18 protein-coding genes are annotated in these 19,844 nt (G+C 62.3%); 12 read left to right on the top strand and 6 right to left on the bottom strand.

Features of this window, described 5'->3' with window-relative positions; genetic code table 11:
• Positions 1-59: 59 nt before the first annotated feature.
• Complete coding sequence (gene malQ, locus I6J28_RS05350; protein ID WP_204611236.1) at positions 60-2,183, top strand: 4-alpha-glucanotransferase; 2,124 nt, start codon at positions 60-62, stop codon at positions 2,181-2,183.
• A 37-nt stretch (positions 2,184-2,220) separates the two neighbouring features.
• Here the strand turns inward: malQ and I6J28_RS05345 are convergent, their stop codons facing one another.
• Together I6J28_RS05345 and I6J28_RS05340 are read right to left on the bottom strand one after the other, a co-directional pair.
• Positions 2,221-2,460 carry a hypothetical protein gene (locus tag I6J28_RS05345; RefSeq protein WP_204611235.1) on the bottom strand — a complete coding sequence of 80 codons (240 nt, stop codon included), beginning with the start codon at positions 2,458-2,460 and terminating at the stop codon, positions 2,221-2,223.
• Entirely contained in the window at positions 2,453-2,668 is a 216-nt protein-coding gene (locus I6J28_RS05340; protein WP_204611234.1) for a hypothetical protein, read from the bottom strand. Before I6J28_RS05340 ends, I6J28_RS05345 begins: the two co-directional genes overlap by 8 nt.
• A 38-nt stretch (positions 2,669-2,706) precedes the next feature.
• Between I6J28_RS05340 and I6J28_RS05335 the strand changes: the two genes are divergently transcribed.
• Positions 2,707-4,005: a carboxylesterase family protein gene (locus tag I6J28_RS05335; RefSeq protein WP_204611233.1), complete on the top strand. Its 1,299-nt coding sequence runs from the start codon at positions 2,707-2,709 to the stop codon at positions 4,003-4,005.
• Between the two features lie 16 nt (positions 4,006-4,021).
• Here I6J28_RS05335 and idi read toward each other — a convergent pair whose 3' ends face one another.
• Both idi and I6J28_RS05325 read right to left on the bottom strand, forming a co-directional pair.
• Positions 4,022-4,558, bottom strand: a complete 537-nt coding sequence (idi, locus tag I6J28_RS05330) for an isopentenyl-diphosphate Delta-isomerase (protein WP_204611232.1) — start codon at positions 4,556-4,558, stop codon at positions 4,022-4,024.
• Entirely contained in the window at positions 4,555-5,103 is a 549-nt protein-coding gene (locus I6J28_RS05325; protein ID WP_204611230.1) for a hypothetical protein, read from the bottom strand. The genes idi and I6J28_RS05325 overlap by 4 nt, the downstream gene beginning before the upstream one ends.
• 185 nt (positions 5,104-5,288) lie before the next feature.
• Between I6J28_RS05325 and I6J28_RS05320 the strand changes: the two genes are divergently transcribed.
• From I6J28_RS05320 to I6J28_RS05305, 4 genes are all read left to right on the top strand, one after another.
• Positions 5,289-7,199 (top strand): ABC transporter ATP-binding protein, encoded by a 1,911-nt coding sequence (locus tag I6J28_RS05320; protein ID WP_204611228.1) that lies wholly within the window; start codon positions 5,289-5,291, stop codon positions 7,197-7,199.
• 52 nt (positions 7,200-7,251) lie between these two features.
• On the top strand, positions 7,252-8,382 hold the full coding sequence (locus I6J28_RS05315; RefSeq protein ID WP_204611226.1) for a MalY/PatB family protein: 1,131 nt from the start codon (positions 7,252-7,254) through the stop codon (positions 8,380-8,382).
• 202 nt (positions 8,383-8,584) lie between these two features.
• Positions 8,585-9,985 carry a branched-chain amino acid transport system II carrier protein gene (gene brnQ, locus I6J28_RS05310; protein ID WP_204611224.1) on the top strand — a complete coding sequence of 467 codons (1,401 nt, stop codon included), beginning with the start codon at positions 8,585-8,587 and terminating at the stop codon, positions 9,983-9,985.
• Between the two features lie 187 nt (positions 9,986-10,172).
• A complete protein-coding gene (locus I6J28_RS05305) occupies positions 10,173-11,192 on the top strand; it encodes an LLM class flavin-dependent oxidoreductase (RefSeq protein WP_049378519.1) in 1,020 nt (339 codons plus the stop codon).
• Here the strand turns inward: I6J28_RS05305 and I6J28_RS05300 are convergent.
• Positions 11,189-11,725, bottom strand: coding sequence for a hypothetical protein (locus I6J28_RS05300; RefSeq protein ID WP_204611222.1), 537 nt, complete (start codon positions 11,723-11,725; stop codon positions 11,189-11,191). The genes I6J28_RS05305 and I6J28_RS05300 overlap by 4 nt on opposite strands.
• A 202-nt stretch (positions 11,726-11,927) precedes the next feature.
• Between I6J28_RS05300 and I6J28_RS05295 the strand changes: the two genes are divergently transcribed.
• From I6J28_RS05295 to I6J28_RS05270, 6 genes are all read left to right on the top strand, one after another.
• Entirely contained in the window at positions 11,928-12,692 is a 765-nt protein-coding gene (locus tag I6J28_RS05295; RefSeq protein ID WP_049378517.1) for a GntR family transcriptional regulator, read from the top strand.
• Positions 12,693-12,731: 39 nt separating this feature from the next.
• Positions 12,732-14,306 (top strand): ABC transporter substrate-binding protein, encoded by a 1,575-nt coding sequence (locus I6J28_RS05290; RefSeq protein WP_204611220.1) that lies wholly within the window; start codon positions 12,732-12,734, stop codon positions 14,304-14,306.
• Entirely contained in the window at positions 14,303-15,271 is a 969-nt protein-coding gene (locus I6J28_RS05285; protein ID WP_204611218.1) for an ABC transporter permease, read from the top strand. Before I6J28_RS05290 ends, I6J28_RS05285 begins: the two co-directional genes overlap by 4 nt.
• The gene (locus I6J28_RS05280; RefSeq protein ID WP_204611216.1) at positions 15,271-16,092 is read left to right on the top strand and encodes an ABC transporter permease; all 822 of its coding nucleotides are present in this window, start codon (positions 15,271-15,273) and stop codon (positions 16,090-16,092) included. The genes I6J28_RS05285 and I6J28_RS05280 overlap by 1 nt, the downstream gene beginning before the upstream one ends.
• A complete protein-coding gene (locus tag I6J28_RS05275; protein ID WP_204611214.1) occupies positions 16,089-17,543 on the top strand; it encodes an ATP-binding cassette domain-containing protein in 1,455 nt (484 codons plus the stop codon). Before I6J28_RS05280 ends, I6J28_RS05275 begins: the two co-directional genes overlap by 4 nt.
• A 67-nt stretch (positions 17,544-17,610) precedes the next feature.
• On the top strand, positions 17,611-19,302 hold the full coding sequence (locus I6J28_RS05270) for an FUSC family protein (protein WP_204611212.1): 1,692 nt from the start codon (positions 17,611-17,613) through the stop codon (positions 19,300-19,302).
• Here I6J28_RS05270 and thpR read toward each other — a convergent pair.
• Complete coding sequence (gene thpR / locus I6J28_RS05265) at positions 19,299-19,841, bottom strand: RNA 2',3'-cyclic phosphodiesterase (RefSeq protein WP_204611210.1); 543 nt, start codon at positions 19,839-19,841, stop codon at positions 19,299-19,301. The genes I6J28_RS05270 and thpR overlap by 4 nt on opposite strands.
• Positions 19,842-19,844 lie beyond the last annotated feature (3 nt).

Raw genomic sequence — 19,844 nt, 5'->3', positions numbered from 1 at the left:
GCCTACTGTACCAATCTGTTCCCCAGCAGGCGCGTTGCACCCGTGGCACAATGTGGCCTGTGACTACCCGCGCCTTGCTTGAAGAACTCGCCCAGCGCCACGGTGTGGCCACCAGCTATACCTCCCAGTCTGGTTTCCCCGTCCACGTCGCTGAAGACACCATCATCTATACCCTGCGCGCCTTGAGCATCAATATCGATGACGACCCAGACGATGCAGCATTAACGCAGCTGCTTTACGACGACTACTTGGACCGCTCCTCCCAGCCCCTCCCCCACTGCGTCGTCGCACCGCAGGGCCTAGAGCGCGGGTTTGTAGTCCACGTCCACGCTGGCGCTGCGACCGACCTACACATCGAGCTAGAAGGCGGCGGCATCCGCGAGGTCTACCAGGATCCCAATGATGCCCCGGACGCCAACGTCGATGGCACGCTTTGGGGCGAGGCGAGCTTCCACATTCCCGGGGACCTGCCCATGGGTTACCACGAATTGGTGCTGGAGTCCGGGGGCATCGGCAAGCATGCCAGCCCGCTCATCATTACCCCGGCGCGCCTTTCTACGGCCGATCAATTTGTGGAGCGCCCGATTAGCGGCGTGATGGCGCAGCTCTATTCGGTGCGCTCGGATTTCTCGTGGGGCATTGGTGATTTCCAGGACTTAGGCCAGCTGGCAGAAACACTCGCCCCGCACGCAGATTTCTTGCTGGTCAACCCGCTGCATGCGGCCGAGCCGCTGCCGCCGGTGGAAAATTCGCCTTACCTGCCTACCACGCGGCGCTTTATCAACCCGCTCTACCTGCACATCGAATCCATCCCGGAGCTCAAGCTCTTGCCAGAGGACTTACAGGATGATGTGCGCGAGCTGGCGGAGGAGTTTCGCCAGCGCAACCGCAGCGCCGAGGAAATTGAGCGCGACACCATTTTTGAGGCCAAACTACAGGTGCTGCGCGAGCTCTTTAATTACCAGCCCACCCCGGAGCGTGAGGAGGCCTTCGTGCGCTACGCCCGCGAGGAGGGCCGTGGACTGCGTGATTTCGCGGCGTGGTGCGCGCAGCAGGATGCCGCGGCGCAATCGGGCCAGCGCCATGCCGAGGACCTGGATATGGACAAGCTCACCCGCTTTTATTCTTGGCTGCAATTCCTGTGCGATGAGCAGCTGGCCGCCGCCCAGCAGCGCGCGCTCGATGCCGGCATGCGCCTCGGCCTAGTCACCGACCTGGCCGTGGGTGTGCACCCGGGTGGCGCCGATGCGGTCAACCTCACCGAATACTTGGCGCCGCAATGTTCGGTAGGTGCACCGCCGGATGACTATAACCAGCAAGGCCAGGATTGGTCGCAACCGCCGTGGCACCCACAGCGCTTGGCCGCTGCCGGCTATGCCCCGTGGCGCGAGATGCTCTCCACCGTGTTGCGCCATGCCGGTGGCGTGCGCGTGGACCACATTTTGGGCCTATTCCGTCTGTACTGGATCCCCCGCATGGCCAGCCCGCTGACGGGCACTTATGTCTCTTATGACTTTGAGGCCATGGTGGGTATCTTGGCGCTAGAAGCAGAGCGCGCCGGCGCGGTGGTCATTGGTGAGGACCTCGGCACCCTGGAGCCATGGGTACAAGATGTCCTCGCCCACAAGGCGGTATTGGGAACATCCATCGTATGGTTTGAACGAGATGATGATAACTACTCCCCGCTGCCACAGGAAAAGTACCGCAAGCTGGCGCTGTCCTCGGTTAATACGCACGACCTGCCGCCGACCTTGGCGTACCTGCGCGGCGAGCATATTTCACTCCGCGCGCGTTTGGGCGTGCTGAACCGCTCGGTAGATGATGAGCAGCACGATGACATCGAGTGGCAGGCCCGCGTGCTGGGAGCGGTAGCTGACCGCGGCTTATTGCCGCAGCGCGATTACCGCGTGGATCCGGATGGGCGCGCCTCCCGCGGCGCGGAGGAGGATCTCAGCGTGGCCCTGCACCGGTATATCGCTGGCACGCCTTCGGCGCTTGTGTGCACCAGCTTGGTGGACATGGTGGGTGATGTACGCGCGCAAAATCAGCCGGGCACTACCCACGAGCTTTATCCCAATTGGTGCGTGCCGCTGTGCGATACGGCCGGTAATGCCCTACTTATCGAGGATCTTCCTGGGCTGGAATTCTTCCAGCGTTTGGAATCCACCAGCCGCAAGAGCTAGCACTGGATTTTCCCGCGCGGCTCCATCGGCGGGGTCTTTAAGTCCACAGGCCAATGAGCGCGACAATGATGATGAGGGCGATCATTGTCCACAGCGTGAGCGAGACGCGGGACTTGGGCAGGGCACGCTTGCGCTTTATCGGCTGCGCGCCCGGTGTATCTGTTGCGGCGGAAGACTGGGCGGCGCGCTTGGACTCGGGGTCCCAGAGGCCCTCGCGCGGATTGGCGCGCAGCTCGGCGCGTTCCTGCTGTGCGCGCTCGTTGTTTTCCTCAGCCATGGTAGTCTACTTTAGTGCGGCGGTTGCGCTGCTGAGAAATCACGCCTGCGGCGCGGTTGGCCACGCGGTCGACTGCCCACATGAGGCACCAGGCGATGACCACCATGAGTGGCAAGGCAATAGCCACCACGATGATCATTTGTATCCATACGGGCGCCTGCACCAAAAACTGCGAGAGCGTGCTGCCCAAGCTCGTCAACCACTCCATGGCACCTCATCCTACTTGCTCGCGGTAATCTGGCAGACATGTCGAGTGCCCAAATACCCGTTACCGTTGCCACCGCCTCCGGCCGGATTACCGGCGTGCGCCGAGATGGCCTGCACTATTTCCACTCGGTGCGCTATAGCACCATACCCAGCCCCTTCTCCCCCGCCAAGCCACTAGAGGGCACCTGTGACCAGGATGCCCGCGAGCCGCATCCAGACGACATTGCGCTGTCTATTACCGCGCCTGCCGACGCCGCCGAGTGCCCCGTCGTGGTCTATATCCATGGCGGGCGCTACGAGCACGGAACGCACGAAGACCCGCGTCTTACGGGTACGACAAATGCGCGCCACGGCGTTATTCAAGTGCAGGTGGGCTACCGCGTCGGTTTGGCTGGCTTCGCGCGCTTTGATGGCGATGAGGCGGACCGCTACCGCGGCATCGATGACTGCCTGCTGGCTTTGGAATGGTTGCAGGACAATATCGAGGCCTTTGGCGGGGATAAGACCAATATCACTTTGGTGGGCCAGTCCGCCGGTGCAGCGATGAGCCTATGGCTGGCGCGCCGCGATCACTTCCGGGGTGGTTTCCGCCGCGTACTGGCACTCTCGCCAGCATTCCCGCGCGACCGTTTTGAGCACCGCGTGGCGGATCTGCGCAAGTGCCTCGGTGTGTCCATAACGCGCCAAGCTCTGGAGAAATTGGACCCAGAATCGCTAGCCAAGGGGTATGCCAAATTCCGCAAGAAATACCGCTTCGACGTTGCTTTAGGTCCTGCCCCATTGCAGGCCGAGGAGCTGGCGGATATTCCCATCGTGGTGACCTCTACCCGCGATGAGTTCTACGATATGCCCGCCGCGCAGCGCATAGACAAGATGGCGCTGGCCGGTTTTATTACCAGCTACCTTTCGCCCAAATTTGGCATATCGCACGAGCACTTCAAGCAGTGGCGGCAGCTAGCGCACTACGTGGATCCGCAGCGGCCAATGGGCCGTCTCATCGGTGACGCCGCCGTGCGCCGGTGGGCCGCCCAGGTGGCTGCGCATGCCCCAGGCCCGACGTGGATGATGGAGTTTACGCGCACCCATTCCCCCGCGGCGCATTGTGCGGAATTGGGCCCTCTTTTTGACGGAAGCAGAAACGAGGCCGGCGAGGAAACCCCCGCCAGTGAGCTCAATGAATGGCTGCGCCACTTTGCCACCACTGGCGAGCCCGGATTCCCCAGCTACGGCGATGACCATAACGTGCTGGAATTTGACCTGGATACGGACGAGCGCCGCTTAGCCTATGCCACCTTGGATTATGTGGCCGCGGCCTTCTACGACGAAGATGACCTATAAAACTGGCGCACCGAAATTACAGCGCAGCGCGCAATTTATCGTCCGCTAGCTCGTCAATCATCCACGGGCTAAAGACTCCGGGCATGGCATCGGCCGCGGCGAAAAGCTGCGCCGGCTCGACCCATTGATAGGAATCCACCTCGTCTGGGTTGGGTTCCCACGCGGCGTCGGCAGAAAGATCCACCGTGTACACGGGGCAGATTTCATTTTCTACCGTGCCCGAGGAATCCACGGCGCGATAAGAAAAATCCGGCAGGATAAGCTGCGGGGTAGACAGGTCTCCAGGCGCAATACCCAGCTCAAAGATGGCGCGGCGCAGCACCGCATCGGCGGTTTCCTCGCCGGGGGCGGGGTGGCCGCAGAAGGCATTGGTCCACACCCCGGGCCAGGTGAGTTTACCCAGCGCGCGGCGGGTTACCAGCACCTTGCCGCTGCAGGTTAGCCAGGCGGAGAAGGCAAAGTGCAGCGGAGTATCGGTGGTATGAACTTCGGCCTTGGGAGCGGTGCCGATGGGTTCACCCGCGGCAGAGGCCAAGACTACAAGTTCCGTCATAGATTAAGGTCTCCTACCCAGGTCACGTTGCCAATGTGCAAGCGAGCATTCCACAGATTGCCTGGCGTGACGTCAAAGCGGTACTGCAGGTTTACCGAAGCGCCCGCGCCCAACGGGTGATCGAGCCCCGGTGGCTCCACGTCTGGGGCAGATTCCTTGTCATAGGGCAAGGAGTTGATCTTGGCCCAGCCGCCGTTGCCGTCGGCACGCTCAAGGGTGGGATCTTCAAAGGCGTCGACCGGCAAGGGCACGTCGTTTTCATTCTTCAGCAGGATGGTCACCACGGAGCCACCGGAGTTATTATCGGAATACACTCCTTGCAGCTCCCAGCTCACGCCAAGGCCTTTATCCTCAACGGGTTCGGCCAGGTTAGAGGTGACCTCTTTATCGTCGGTGTCCTTGGCCTCATACGGAGCCTCTTCGGAACTGGAGACGGTGATATTGTCCCCGAGCCCTGTTTCTTCCGGCTGGAGAACGCTACATCCGGTCAGGGTCACGGCGAGAACGCTGACCACGCCCGCGCCGAGTGTGTGAGAAATTTTCACCGTGGATGGATCCTTTGCACGCGAAGATTGTTGTATTTCTGCACAAGTACCTTAGCCTACTCCTTCCGGAACTTAGGCATTTACGCTCGTTAACGCCGCATGTGGCATACTGGGCAGTCGCTTAAATCTCTCCTATTTCCTAAATTCGCGCACTACCCGCCGTTTTGAATTGAGTGTGGTCATTTATGAATTCCATTTTGCGCATCACCCGCAGTGCTTCTGCCCTGTGGCCTTTTTATCTCGGCGTGCTAGCCGCCGCCGCGGTCACCGCGGTGCTGGCTTTGGTCTCTCCCTTTTTGACCCGCCAGGCCACCGATACCATCGTGGAGGCTCTGCAAAACGATGGCCCGGTCGACGCTGCGCTGCGCACCGTTTTACTCTTGGCCTTTGCGCTTTTTCTTGCCGACGCCGCCAATGCCCTCTTCCGCAATATCGGCGGCTATATCGGCGATGTCATGGTCGCGCGCTTGCGCCAAATCCTATCCACCCGCTACTTTGCCAAGCTTTTGGCACTTCCCCAAGGCTATTACGATAACCAGGTCACCGGCACGATCATCGCCCGGCTAGATCGCTCGATTGCCAATATCACGCAATTCGTACAGTCCTTTTCTAATAACTTTTTCACGATGATCATCCAGACCGTCGCCGTGCTGGCCATTACCGCGTGGTATTACTGGCCGCTGGCCATCTTGCTGGCTCTGCTCTTCCCCGTCTATATGTGGCTTACGGCGCTGACTTCGAAGCGCTGGCAGAAATTTGAGGCCACCAAAAATGAAAATATCGACTTAGCCAATGGCCGCTTTGCGGAGGTCATCGGCCAGGTCAAGGTGGCCAAGTCATTTGTGAGCGAGACCCGCGAGCTCGACCATTTTGCTCGCCGCTACCGTAGCGTGGTTGATACCACCAAGCCGCAATCCAACTGGTGGCACTTGATGGATACCTTCCGCGGGATTGCCATGGCATTAATCTTCTTGGGCATTTATGCGGTGGTCTTTTGGCGCACGCTCGAGGGCCACTTCACCCTCGGTGACATGGTCATGCTGTTGCAGATGGTGGCCATGGCCAAGCAGCCGGTGTTCATGATGAGCTGGATCGTCGACTCTGCCCAGCGCGCGATCGCCGGCTCTAAAGACTATTTCAAGGTCATGGAAGAAGACCTCGAACCCACCGCCTCGCGCGAGCTGGTAGCCGCCACCACCGGCTCCGATACCCCGCAACTGGATCTCACTCCTATCCCGCCGCTCGAGCCCACACCCGGCGCGCCGGTCTTCTCCTTTGACCACGTCTCCTTCGCCTACGAGGAAGGCAAGCCCGTGGTGGAGGATATTTCCTTCGCCGCCTCTGAGGGCCACAAGGTGGCGCTCGTGGGCGAATCCGGCGGCGGCAAGTCCACGTTGGTCAATCTCCTGCTAGGCCTTTACCACCCCTCGGCCGGGCACCTGGATGTATTGGGGCACCGGGTAGACGATCTCACCGCCTCGCGCCTGCGCGCCTCGGTGGGTGTGGTCTTCCAGGAGTCCTACCTCTTTTCCGGCACCATTCGCGAGAACATCGCTTATGGCAAGCCGGGTGCCACGGAGGAGGAAATCGTGGACGTCGCCAAGCGCGCCAATGCCCATGAGTTTATCCAAGCCTTCCCGGACGGCTATGACACGGTCATTGGTGAGCGCGGTCTGAAGCTTTCCGGCGGGCAGAAGCAGCGCGTCTCCGTGGCGCGCGCCATGCTCAAGGACGCGCCCATCCTGGTGCTGGATGAGGCCACCTCGGCGCTGGATACCAAGTCCGAGCGCGCCGTGCAGGCCGGCCTGGATGAGCTGATGAAGGACCGCACCACGCTGATTATTGCCCACCGCCTATCCACCATTGCGGATGTGGATACCATCATCACCCTGGATCGCGGCCGCATCGATGAAATGGGCTCGCCGGCCGAACTGGCGCAATCCGGTGGCATTTATGCCGAGTTGCTCAAGCTCACCCAATCCACCTCGGCCGCGGACCGCCGCCGGTTGAAGAAGTATGGCTTTGTCTCCGGCCCTGCCTCCGAATCCGAAGACGCGGAGGAGGACTCCCGCTGGGCCGACAACGCAGATGAATAAAAGCGCATAAAAGCGCTGGGGTGGCCGCGGGCTTCGCGTTATGGTTATGGCCATGGAGTTTCCTAGCCTAGAAGAGTTGCAAGCCCGCGGAACCCGCAAGTGGACCGTCTTCGAGGAAGACGTCCTGCCACTGTGGATCGCCGAGTCCGATTTCCCCACCGCGCCCGCCATAAAGAAGGCGCTGGAAGACTTGGTGGATAAGGAAACCTTTGGCTATACCCCAGCGCCTAAGGCCTCGGGGCTGCGCGAGGCTGTGGCTGATTTTTATGACACGCGCTATGGCTGGCGCCCCAACTCGGAACATATTTTCTGGATCGGGGACGTAGTGCGGGGTCTTTTGCTAGGAGTGCAGTACTTTACCCGCGAAGGCTCCCCGGTCATCGTGCCCGTGCCTTCCTACCCTCCACTGCTGGAGCTACCACGCACCGCAGGCCGCGAAAAGATCGAGACCAGCTTGGAACTGGACGATATTGAGCGCGCCTTCCAGCAGGGCGCGGGCTCTATTTTGCTGGCCAATCCCTATAATCCGCTCGGCCGTGTGTTGGACGAGGACTACCTCGCCGGCCTGGTAGAACTGGCAGAAAAATATGATGCGCGCATCCTGGCCGATGAAATCCATGCCCCGCTGGTCTATGAGGGCCGGCATATTCCGGTGGCCTCGCTCGGCGCGGCGGCCGCGGAGCGCACCATCACGGTAACCGCGGCGTCCAAGGCCTTTAATACAGCTGGCCTGAAGTGCGCGCAGATCATTTTCTCCAACACGGCCGATGTACACACGTGGAATGGCCTCACAGGCGTAGCCAAGGATGGCACGGGCACTCTAGGCGTGCTTGCTGCGGAGACTGCCTACCGCAAGTGCGGCGACTTCCTCGATGAAGAAATAGCGTACCTGCGACAGACCCGCGATTGGTTGGTGGAGGAGCTGCCTCAGCGCATCCCCGGCTTAAAGACCAGCAAGCCGGACGCCACCTACCTCCTGTGGTTGGATTTTGCCGATACCGCTATCGGCGGCAACCCGCAGCCGGCCAAGTGGTTGCGGGAGAATGCGAAGGTAGCGCTTAATGAGGGCGATACCTTTGGCACCGGCGGCCCGGGTCATGCGCGGTTGAATTTCTCTACCTCACGCGAGATCTTGGAAGAGGCACTCGACCGCATGGAGCGTGCCTTCGCGGCTCTCGATTAATCCGGCCCGGCTGAGGCAACCATGTAGCCTGCATCACCCCCACACTTTGATTTCTCACCATGTGGGCAGTAATGTCTCATTACACGAACAGGCGCGACCCGCCACCTCGGACCGCGAGAACGATCCCCACCCCGCCACCACCCCTCGGCGGAACGGGAGCCTCATCGCATACTAGCTGTACATGGAAAATTAAGGAGCCCCCATGGCTACCCCAGTTGCGTCACGCACCTCTAAGCCCGGCGCCACCATCGTAATCGCGTCGCTGATGCTGTTTTCGATGTTCTTCGGCGCCGGCAACCTCATCTTCCCGCCCATGGTGGGCGTTTCGGCCGGCACCAATTTTTGGCCCGCTGTCCTCGGCTTCCTCGCCGCCGGCGTGCTCCTTCCGGTCCTAGCCATTGTCGCCGTCTCCATTTCTGGCCGCTCCGTGCGCGACCTGAGCTCCAACGGCGGCGCGCTTTTCGGCCTCGTTTTTTCTGTGATGGCCTACCTTGCCATCGGCGCCTTTTACGCCCTGCCGCGCACCGGCGCCGTTTCTATGGAAACCGCCATCACCCCACTGCTGGGCTGGGAAGGAACCATGGCCAATGGCATCTTCAATGTGGTCTTTTTCCTCATCGCCCTAGCGCTTTCCTGGAAGCCGAATTCCATTATCGATACCTTGGGTAAGTTCCTCACCCCGGCTTTGGTGGCGCTGTTGGTTATCCTCATCGCCTTGGCAGCTTTCAACAATCCCCGCGATCCCCAGACCCCTACCACGGACTATGCTTCTTCTCCCATGGTCACCGGCCTGTTCGAGGGCTATAACACCATGGATGCCATTGCGGGCTTGGCCTTTTCCATCGTGATTGTTGGCTCTTTGCGCTCCAAGGGGTTTAAGACCAAAAAGTCCTTGGTTAACGGCACCATCACCGCCGCTCTGGTTGCTGGCGCTTTGCTGGCCGCTATCTATCTGGGCTTGGCGTGGGTAGGCCAAACCATTCCTAATGGCCAGTCCTATGAGTCAGGAGCGCCCCTGCTTGCCGACGCCGCAAATCTCACCATGGGCACCATCGGCCAAGCCGTCTTCTCTGCCATCGTCATCTTGGCCTGCATGACCACCGCGGTGGGCCTTATCACCTCCACCTCAGCCTTCTTCGAAATGCTTGTGCCCAAGGTGAAGTACCACGTCTGGGCCTGCCTCTTTACCGCACTGTCCATCCTCTTTGCCTTCCAGGGCCTGGATACAGTGCTCTCCATTGCGGTTCCATTCATTACCTTCCTGTACCCGCCGGCTATCTCCCTTATCGCTCTCACCCTGGTCCAGCCGGTGGTGAAAAAGTCCGTTGTCTTCTACTGGACCTACCGCCTGGCGCTGTGGGTATCGGTGCTGTGGTCGGCTCTGTCCGTCATCGCCGCCCAGGGCTGGGGCGCCGACGCGCTCGATCCTCTCTTGAGCCTGGCACCTGGCCAGTCCGTGGACTTGGGCTGGATTGTTCCTACCGCTATCGCGGCAGTCATCGGCCTGGTTGTCGATATCGCCACCAAGGCCGGCGAGAAGCACGCCGCTGCCAACCCGCCGGCGGCAGAGCCGGCGGAGGCCGATGCCCTCGCTGAGGCTTAGTCTCTTAGTCCTGCCTTACCCCTCCCCTCCGCACATAACCACGGTGCCGAGGCGGAGGGAATTTTTATGTCACCAGATCCCGGCGGCGACGCGGTATCGCCTCGCCTGGAATAGTCAGGCGGCGCGTACCGTTGGAAGAAGAGAACTTAGACAGAATTTTCCGAAAGCACAAGGAAGGCTCCCCCCCGTGACCGAACGCGCGCATCTTTCCGTCTTGGACTTCTGCACCATCTATGAGGGCGAGACCCCAGCACAATCCATCGCCCGCTCTGTGGAATTGGCACAGGAAGCAGAAAAGCTGGGCTATTCTCGCATGTGGTATACCGAGCACCACAATATGAAGTCCATCATGTCTTCTTCCCCGGCCGTGCTCATCGCCCATATCGGCGCAAAGACCGAGCGCATTCGCTTAGGCTCCGGCGGAGTGATGCTGCCCAATCACTCCCCTTATGTCATTGCGGAGCAATTCGGCACTTTGGAGGAGATGTACCCCGAGCGCATTGACTTGGGCGTGGGCCGCGCCCCCGGTACGGACATGAATACCCTGGGCCGCGCCCTGCGCCGCGACGCCCACTCTGCCGAGCGCTTCCCCGAGGACGTCAAAGAGCTCAACTCCTATCTCGAGGGCAAGTCTTATATCCCGGGGGTCAGCGCCGTTCCAGGTGCCAATACCAACGTGCCGATCTATATCTTGGGCTCGTCCATGTTCGGCGCCTCGCTAGCCGCCAAGCTCGGCCTGCCTTATGCCTTTGCTTCTCACTTTGCTCCGCAGCATCTCGAGCAAGCTACCACCTACTACCGCGAGCACTTCCAGCCTTCCGAGCGCTTTAGCAAGCCCTATGTCATCGCCGGCGTCAACGTCACCGCCGCCGATACCACCCAAGAGGCGCAGGAAGAATACGAGCGCGTGTGCTTCAACCGCGTCAAGGCCTTCGCCGGCCGCGGCAAGCACCTCACCGATGAACAGGTGGAGCAGATCATCGGCTCGTACCAGGGCCAGCAGATCCTAGATATGCTGAAGTACTCCGCCGTCGGCACCGCCGATGAGGTGGCCAGCTACCTCGATACCTTCCAAGAGCACGCCAAGGCCGATGAGCTCATGGTCTCGCTGCAGTCCAGCTCGCACGAGGAAGTGATCAAGAATATGCAGCTGCTCGCGCAGGGCTGGCAGCTCGATCCGGCACGCGTAGCCGGCACCCCGAGCTAGCCCTCGGCCCTTACTTGGCCTAGGTGATCGATGGGCACCTCGGGAAACCGTTCCCGGAGCTTTCCCTCGAGTTCCCGCGGGCCCAGGTTCGCCTGCTCCGGCAGGCGGGCTGAATACTGCTGCGCTTCGTTCAAGGTAGAAACGCGTACCCCACGCGGAATCAGGGCAAGGAAATTTTGGCTCGGCTCGAGCGAATAGAACTGCATGCGGTCTAGCTCGGAGGCGGCGAAACTGGTCTGCTGGCGAGGTAAGGAAATTTCCTCGCCAATGCACAGCACCGGACGTGTCCTGCGCCGGCCTGAGGCCATCACCGCCAACATGGCGCACAGCGCCCCGCCTAGTGGCATGAGCGCGGCAATGAGATAAACGAAGTGCAGGCGCGTACCAGCCGGTTCCTGCAGCGCCGAGTAAATAAGCACCCCACCAATTACCAGCAACGCGACGGCGATGATGACCGCCACCGTCACCGCCTTGCCCAAGCGCACGGTTCCACCGACTTCGCGTACTTCAATGGTTTCGGTGCTCTCATCCACGGTCACTTAGCCTAGCGTGCTCGCCTACTAACTCGGCGCTGGTCGGACGGCGCGTGGCCTTTTCCTTTGCCTTCCCCTCGACCGGGCGAGGCACGCATGCTCGGTAGCTTCATTGCATTAGCGCGCCTTAGAAAAATGGCATAGCATTATTGTGTTTCGCTCCGCTGCGAAAAGCCCCGGAGAGACTAAGGACAAAGGTTGAATGAGCCCACGCGATAAACAGCAGCATAGAAAGATCGCTGATTACCTGCGAGAACAGATCAGCTCTGGCGTGCTGCAACCAGGCGATTTTCTGCCTAGTGAAGCAGATTTATGCGAGAAGTTTTCTTCTTCCCGCGGACCCGTGCGCCAAGCAGTTGCGGCTTTGCGGGCCAAAGGGCTGGTTTCCTCCGGCCGCGGGCGCCGCTCCACCGTTTTAGCCTCTACCCAGGCAGAGCTTTTTGAATCCATCTATTCCATCTCCAGCTGGCTCAGCGAATATGACGTGGATCCACAACAGCACACCCTGTGGCTGGCTCGCCGCCGCGCGCCGCGGGATATCACCCGCTTTCTGCGCGTAGACCCAGAACAAAATGTCGTCTTCGTCCACCGCGTGCGCTATACCGAAGACCACCCCATTGCCATCGAGCGCATGTATTTCCCCATGGTGGTAGGAAAGCACATCCTAGACTTCGACGCGGATGCCGGATCTATTCATGCGCGCCTGCGCGACTGCGGCGTGGACTTTGATAATGTGCGCCGCGAACTCACCTTGGAAAAAGCCAGCGCCGAGGATGCTGAGGCGCTTGGAGTAGCCACTGGCACCCCACTGTGGCGGCTGCAGATGGAGATTTCCAATCACTCCGGCGAGCCGGTGGAATTGGCGGTGTACCTCTACCGCGCGGACCGCATGAAGCTGGCGATGAATAGCGTGCGCGGGGGTGTATCACCCCTAGAAGTTATCCCCACCCCGGGAAATTTTGCATAATTTTCACGGCAGCTATTCCCAGCGGCTACCCTGCTTTCTATGAGAAGATTTTGCGCCGGCAGGGCGCTGGGTAGCCTCGCCATGGCGGCCGCTGTCGGAACCGTATCAGCGTGCTCGGCAGGTCATACCGCGGTGGTTGATACCTCCCAAGCATCTAGCGACTCCGCTTCTACTTCCCTTACCGTAGCCTCCACCTCGGCGGCCACCTCGCTGGATTTCACCACTACCGGTGGTGCCGCCATCCCCGCCGTACTCATGGACAACGTCTACGAAACTCTCGTGCGCATCGATGAGGACGGTTCTATCACCCCGGGGCTCGCCACCTCGTGGGAGATCAGCGACGATGCCCGCAGCTATACCTTCCACCTGCGCAAAGGCGTCACCTTTTCCAATGGCGATGCTTTTACCGCCGGGACCGCGGCCTTTTCCATCAATTACGTTCGCGAGAAATGGACCAATGGCATTTCTGCAGCCATGGATCCGGTAGCCAAGGTCACGGCCACCGATGATCACACACTCAAGGTGCACCTCAAGCAGCCGTCGAATGGCTGGTTGTGGTCCATGGGAACAGCCACCGGCGCGATGATGACGCCCCACGGCATGGATAACCTCGCCGCCCAGCCGGTGGGAACCGGCCCCTATGAGGTTTCCCGCTTTGCGCCCTCGGAATTCGTAGAGCTGCACGTTCGCGACGGTTATTGGGGAAAGCCCGCCGCACAGGATGTCACGGTGCGCTATTTCCCGGATACCATCTCCTCGGTTAATGCGCTGCAGGCCGGCGGCGTGGACGTGGTCTGGGGCGTGCAGAATCCGGAGCTTCTTGATGATGTCAAAGAGGGCATCGCTACCGAGGTAGGCACCACCAATGGTGAGGTGCTGTTGTCCATGAATAATGCCCGCGCGCCTTTCGACGATCCACGGTTGCGCCAGGCCGTGGCCTATGCCGTGGACCGCTCGGCGGCCAATGACATTTTGTGGAATGGGATGGCTAAAGACACCGGCGGCGCGCCGATCCCGCCAACGGATCCGTGGTTCGAGGACAAGCACTACTACGACTACGACCCAGACAAGGCCCGCCAACTGCTCACGGAGGCGGGCGCGGAAGGCGCCGAAATTACGCTGACCACGCCGACGCTGCCCTACGCCCAGACCGTCGCCGAGCTGCTGTACTCGCAGCTTACTGAGGTTGGTTTTAAGGTGACGCTGGAATCCGCCGAGTTCCCAGCCGTGTGGCTAGGCCAGGTCATGGGCGCGAAAGACTATCAGATGTCGCTCATCTCCCACGTGGAGCCGCGCGATGTGCCCACCTTGTTCGGCGATCCGGACTATTACCTCAACTACGATTCCCCGCGCACCCGCGAGCTTTTGGCCCAGGCCGATTCCGCACCCGAGAAGGACTACCCCAAGCTCATGGCGCAGGCCGTGGACCAGATCATAGCTGATGCGGGCGCGCTGACGCTCATGAATATGCCCAATATCGTGCTCACTCGCGCCGGCGTGCGCGGGCTTCACCCAGATCAGGTCACCGACGCGCTCATACTGCGCGACCTCACCACCGCTGAGGCGGGCGCGAGCGGCAAAGCCACCAACAATATCGAAAAGGAGGCCCGATGAGTTCCCTTCGCACCACGGGGCGCGCCATCGTGCGCCCGTTGCTGCGCTTCGCGTTGACGCTCTTTGTAGCCTCCATCATCATTTTTGCGCTCATGCGCGCGGTGCCGGGCAACCCGGCGCGGGTGGCGCTGGGGGTGAATGCGACCGAAGAGGCCGTCGGCAAGCTGAGCTCCGAGCTGGGGCTGGACCGCCCGCTGCTTACGCAGTATTGGGAGTGGGTAAAGGGCCTATTTACCGGCAACTTTGGGCAGTCTTTGTCCTCGCAGCAGGATATTACGCCGCTGGTGCTAGACCGCGCCCAGGTCACGCTCATCCTCATTGGCCTGGCGATGCTGCTGGCGCTGGCCGGAGCTATCCCGGTGGGCATGTGGCTGGCGCTGCGCAACCGTAGCCGCGGCGCGGATGTGGTGTCGGCCGGCACGCAGCTGGGCATTGCGGTGCCAAGCTTCCTCCTCGGCATCATCCTGGTGGCCATCTTTGCCGTCCATCTAGGCTGGCTGCCGGCCAATGGTTGGGTGCCGCCGAACCAGGGAGCAGGCGAGTTTATCCGCCACCTTATTCTGCCGGTCATTGCGCTGGCCGTGGTGCAGGGCGCAATGCTCACGCGCTATGTGCGCTCGGCGGTGCTTGATGTGCTGCATCAAGACTATATCCGCACCGCCCGTGCGCTCGGCCAGTCCCCGTGGGAGGCGCTCAAGCGCCATGGCCTGCGCAATGCGGCGCTGCCAGTGCTTACCGTGGCCGGCGTGCAGCTGACCACGATGGTGGTGGGTGCCGTGGTGATCGAATCCGTCTTTGTCATCCCCGGTATTGGTTCCATGCTGTTGGATGCGGTATCGGTGCGCGATCTGACTACGGTGCAAACCCTGGTCATGCTGCTCGTTGCCTTCGCCTTGGTGGTCAATGCCTTAACGGATGTGGCCTACCGATTCATCGATCCGCGCATCACGGCAGGTGAGAAGTAATGAAGCTGCGTTTTTCTGGCTGGCTGGGTGCCCTCCTCGTTGCCGCCACGGTGCTGGTGGCGCTACTTTCGCTGGTGTGGACGCCGTATGACCCGACGCTGGCGCACCCGGATGTGCGCCTTGCCGGTCCCAGCGCCGAGCACCTTCTGGGTACGGACCGCTTTGGGCGCGATACCGCCTCCCGCATCATGGCGGGCGCCCAGATTACGGTCTTTGTCGGTCTGGTGGCGGTGGGCATCGCCGCCCTCGTGGGCGTGCCCTTGGGCATCCTGGCCGGCATGCGCCGCGGCACATGGGTAGATGCCCTGGTGATGCGCGGCGCGGATCTGTTGCTTGCCTTCCCCGCGCTGTTGTTGGCGATTATTGCCGGCGCGGTGTGGGGCCCTTCGACGCTGACTGCCATGGTTGCCATCGGTATCGCCGGCATCCCCTCCTTCGCCCGCGTGGCGCGTTCGGGCACGCTGCAGGGTATCACGCAGGACTTTATTTCCTCCGCGCGCATTTCCGCAGTGCCGGGCTGGAAGGTGGCGCTGCGCCATATCCTTCCCAACCTCACCGGGCTGCTCATCGTGCAGGCCTCCGTCTACTTCGCCCTCGCCATCCTGGCCGAGGCCGGCCTGTCCTACCTCGGCCTGGGCACTGCCCCACCGGCGGCCTCTTGGGGCCGGATGCTGCAAGATTCCCAGTCGCTGCTGGGCACCGCTCCCCTGCAGGCCTTCTGGCCGGGGCTGGCCATTGCTGCCACAGTGCTGGGCTTTAATCTGCTTGGCGACGCCCTCCGTGACCTCCTCGATCCCCGCCTGAAAGGATCCACGCGATGAGCCTGCTCCACGTAGATAACCTGACGGTTACCGCCACCGGGTCCACCACTGCCCTGCTAGGCCCCATTAACGTCGAGCTCGCGGCCGGCGAGAAGCTCGGCATCATTGGTGAATCCGGCTCCGGCAAATCCCTCACGGCGCTATCCATCATGGGCCTTTTGCCCGATGGGGTGCGCGCGACTGGCTCCGTGACCGTGGACGGGACCGAGGTGATCGGCGCGCGCGATGCCCGCATCCGTCCCCTGCGCGGGTCCACCATGGCGATGGTCTTCCAAGAGCCGATGAGCGCGCTGGATCCGCTCATGCGCATAGGCACGCAGCTCTCCCAGGCCGGGGTGCGCGATTGCGCGGCCGCGCTCGACGAGGTGGACCTAGCCGCCGATGTCGCCTCCCGGTTCCCGCATCAGCTCTCCGGCGGGCAGCGCCAGCGCGTGCTCATCGCCATGGCCATGGCCGGGCGCCCCGACCTCCTCATCTGCGATGAACCAACCACCGCGCTGGATGCCACCACCCAAGATGGCGTGCTGCGCGTCATTGAGCGGGTCACCAAGGCCCACGGCACCGCTCTGATCTTTATCACCCATGACCTGGGCGTAATCCGCCGCATGTGCCCCAACGTCTTGGTCATGCACCAGGGCGCGGTGGTGGAATCCGGTCCCACCGAGCGCGTACTTGTCCACCCCGAGCATCCCTATACCCGCACGCTCATCGCCTCCTCGCGGCCGCCGGAGCTGAGCCTTTCTCCGGCCACGGCGGAAGATGCGCTGGTGACGCTACGCGGGGTCAGCAAGGTCCACGGCGCACATGCCGCGCTCGATGGTATCGACCTGCGCGTGCACCACGGCGAGCGCCTCGGCATCGTGGGCGGCTCCGGCTCGGGCAAGACCAGCCTGCTCAAGCTCATCGCCGGGCTCGACCAGCCCACGAGTGGTGACATCGACGTCCGCGGCCGCGTGCAGATGGTCTTCCAAGACCCACAAGGCTCGCTCAACCCGCGCCTGAAAATCTGGAAATCCATCGCAGAGGCCATCCCCGGCAGCCCCAGCAAGGCCGACAAGCGCGCTCGCGCCGCGGCCGCGCTTGAGGAGGTCGGGCTGCCTGCCGAGAGCCTCGATCGCTTCCCGCACGAGTTCTCCGGCGGCCAGCGCCAACGCATCTCCATCGCCCGCGCGCTGTGCGGCGAGCCGGATATCTTGCTGGCCGATGAAGCCGTCTCTGCCCTCGATATGTCGGTGCGCGCCCAGGTGCTGGAGCTATTGGCGGGGGTCATCGCCAAGCGCAAGCTCACCCTGCTCTTTGTCACCCACGATCTCGCGGTGGTGCGCCACCTATGCGATAGCGTTGCGGTCCTTGACCGCGGCCGGCTCATCGAGCACGGCGCGACCGACTCCATATGGTCCTCGCCCAGCACGGACTACACGCGCCGGCTCATCGCGGCCGCCGACATGTAAAGCGGGTGGCTTCGGGCGTAAGGTAGTCGGGTCAGATAACTCCGCCGAGAAAGGATCCTGCTGCTCCGTGGCCACCCAGCTTGACTATCCCATCCCGCAGCGCCCCAGCACCACCCAGTTGCTCACCGCGTTTAATAGCGCCTCGGTGCGCTGGCCCAGTGCCCTGCGCGCGGGCTTGGCGATTCTCATTCCCGGCGCCATCGCGCTGCTGACCGGCCACGACTACGCCATCCTGCTCATTTCCACCGGCGCGTTCACCGTCATCTTTGGCGAGGGCCACCCTTATCGCACCCGCCCGCGCGTCATGCTCACCGCCGGTACTGCACTCATTACCGTCGCGGCCGTGGGCGTATTGGTAGGCCACCTCATCTTTGCGCCTGGCCACGGCCATTGGTGGCTGCTGCTGGCCGGCCTGTACACCACGGCGCTGGCCGCCGTGTGCGGCTTTGCCCAAAATGCCCTGCGCTTGCCGCCGCCGGGCACCTTCTTCTTGGTCATGGTTGGCGGCGGTTCGGTAATGCTCGCGCGCACCGACGTCACCGTGGGCCAGCTGCTCTTTTGGGCGCTGACGGGCATGGTGGCCAGCCTCGTGCTCGGCATGGCGCCGGCCCTGATTGATGCCCACGGCCCCGAGCGCCGCGCGGTCGCCGCACTGGAAAAGGCCGCGGCCGCATTCCAGGATGACCGCGACGATTCCCTGGCCCGCCACCACCAGGCGCAGACCGCGCTCTTTGCTGCCTGGCAGGCGCTTTCCGACGCCCGCATTATCCGCGGCGGCCGCGTCATCGACTCCCAGGGTGCCCACCTAGTAGAGCGCACCCTCGCGGCGCAGCACACCATCGTGGCGCATAATCGCGCCTTGGATTTGGGCGCCGATTCGGATCAGCTCACCGATAATGTCACCGACGTCGATCCGGATCGCACCGCCATCCCGCACACCCGCCCCACCGGTCGCTACCGCTTGTATCGCGCCGCGGTCCGGGATTCGCACGCCATGGTCACCACCCAAAAGGTGGTCCTTTCCGCGGCCATTACCGTACTGGTGGGCCTTACCCTCGGCTTCGACCGCCCGGACTGGGGCGTGGTCTCTGCCTTCCTCATGCTGCAATGGGGACCGGATCACGTGCCGGGCACCGTCCGCGGCATCCACCGCATGCTCGGCTCCGTCGTCGGCGTGCTGCTCTTTTCTATCCTCCACTACTTTGGCATTAGTGGCTGGACGCTCCTGCTCGCGCTGGCCGCGTGCCAATTCTGTGCCGAAATCTTCGTGGCCAAGAACTACGCCATCTGCGTTATCTTCTCCACCCCGCTCGCCCTCCTCATGGGCAATTCCGCCACCCGTCCCCTGTGGCCCACCATCCAGGCTCGCTGCGGCGAAATCATCTTGTCCATCCTCATCGCCACCGCGGTGCTGTGGCTGTGGCAGCGCAGCGCCCCCGTTCGCAATCAGGCCCGCCTGCAGGTCCGCGCGATGGAGTCCATGGCCACCCTGCTCGGTCTGCTCTTTGTCAATACCCCAGATGCCGTACTGTCCGCGCGCCGCGACCTGCAATACGAGCTGCTCTCGGAGCGCCGCGCCATCCAATCCCTCGCCGTGGATAACCCCGATGCCGTGCGCCAATTCTGGGCCCGCCACATTGCCGTACAACATGCCGGTTACTTCCTGCTAGATTTCTGCACCACCCATCCGGATCGTACCGCCACCCGCGCGGAGCTTGATTCCCTCGTCCGCGAAATCCGCACCGCACGCGCCGCTTAAAACAGCGGATACTCCTCTATAACTTCGTAGCGTGGGCCACCGCCGCGGCCCTCGCCCAAGTGCGATTGCATCAGGCACACCCGGTCCGCACGAAAATCCGGTCCCCGATACACCGATAACGCGCGCACGAAATCCGCCAGCGCCCACGGCTCGCGGGTGCGTCGGCCGGCCCGCGCGACGGTGAGGTGGGGGCGGTGGTGGTTAAAGGGGACGTCGGCAAGCTGGCACTCCGCCATCAACTCCCGCACACCGCGCGCCTGCCCGCCGACGCCCACCCATAGCGTGCGCTGCTCAAAACTGCCCGCCCCGCTCAGGTGCACATCCAACGCCGCGCGCCCAGCCACCGCGTGGGCTAGGTGCTCGCGCACCGCCGCGGCATCATTGGGCTGCTCGCCATAAAAGGCCATGGTCACATGCCAATTATCCGGATCCGTCCAACGCAGCTCATTAGTAGTTGCCGCATGGATGGGCCGCAGCGTATGCACCAAATGCTCGCGCGCGGCGGCCGAGGGCAATAGCGCAGCAAAGACGCGGATCATGGC

It is taken from the genome of Corynebacterium tuberculostearicum (assembly GCF_016894265.1).
Lineage (GTDB): Bacteria > Actinomycetota > Actinomycetes > Mycobacteriales > Mycobacteriaceae > Corynebacterium > Corynebacterium tuberculostearicum_D.
The sequence above is the reverse complement of the archived record's forward strand: the minus strand, read 5'-3'. Positions and strand labels throughout refer to the sequence as shown.

What these genes read in the sequence shown, in the direction of transcription:
- I6J28_RS05320 (WP_204611228.1), top strand. Translation starts at nt 5,289, where the DNA reads ATGAATTCCATTTTGCGCATCACCCGCAGTGCTTCTGCCCTGTGGCCT.
- I6J28_RS05285 (WP_204611218.1), top strand. Translation starts at nt 14,303, where the DNA reads ATGAGTTCCCTTCGCACCACGGGGCGCGCCATCGTGCGCCCGTTGCTG.
- I6J28_RS05295 (WP_049378517.1), top strand. Translation starts at nt 11,928, where the DNA reads ATGAGCCCACGCGATAAACAGCAGCATAGAAAGATCGCTGATTACCTG.
- I6J28_RS05340 (WP_204611234.1), bottom strand. Translation starts at nt 2,668, where the DNA reads ATGGAGTGGTTGACGAGCTTGGGCAGCACGCTCTCGCAGTTTTTGGTG.
- I6J28_RS05345 (WP_204611235.1), bottom strand. Translation starts at nt 2,460, where the DNA reads ATGGCTGAGGAAAACAACGAGCGCGCACAGCAGGAACGCGCCGAGCTG.
- I6J28_RS05275 (WP_204611214.1), top strand. Translation starts at nt 16,089, where the DNA reads ATGAGCCTGCTCCACGTAGATAACCTGACGGTTACCGCCACCGGGTCC.
- I6J28_RS05315 (WP_204611226.1), top strand. Translation starts at nt 7,252, where the DNA reads ATGGAGTTTCCTAGCCTAGAAGAGTTGCAAGCCCGCGGAACCCGCAAG.
- I6J28_RS05290 (WP_204611220.1), top strand. Translation starts at nt 12,732, where the DNA reads ATGAGAAGATTTTGCGCCGGCAGGGCGCTGGGTAGCCTCGCCATGGCG.
- thpR (WP_204611210.1), bottom strand. Translation starts at nt 19,841, where the DNA reads ATGATCCGCGTCTTTGCTGCGCTATTGCCCTCGGCCGCCGCGCGCGAG.
- brnQ (WP_204611224.1), top strand. Translation starts at nt 8,585, where the DNA reads ATGGCTACCCCAGTTGCGTCACGCACCTCTAAGCCCGGCGCCACCATC.
- I6J28_RS05280 (WP_204611216.1), top strand. Translation starts at nt 15,271, where the DNA reads ATGAAGCTGCGTTTTTCTGGCTGGCTGGGTGCCCTCCTCGTTGCCGCC.
- I6J28_RS05335 (WP_204611233.1), top strand. Translation starts at nt 2,707, where the DNA reads ATGTCGAGTGCCCAAATACCCGTTACCGTTGCCACCGCCTCCGGCCGG.
- idi (WP_204611232.1), bottom strand. Translation starts at nt 4,558, where the DNA reads ATGACGGAACTTGTAGTCTTGGCCTCTGCCGCGGGTGAACCCATCGGC.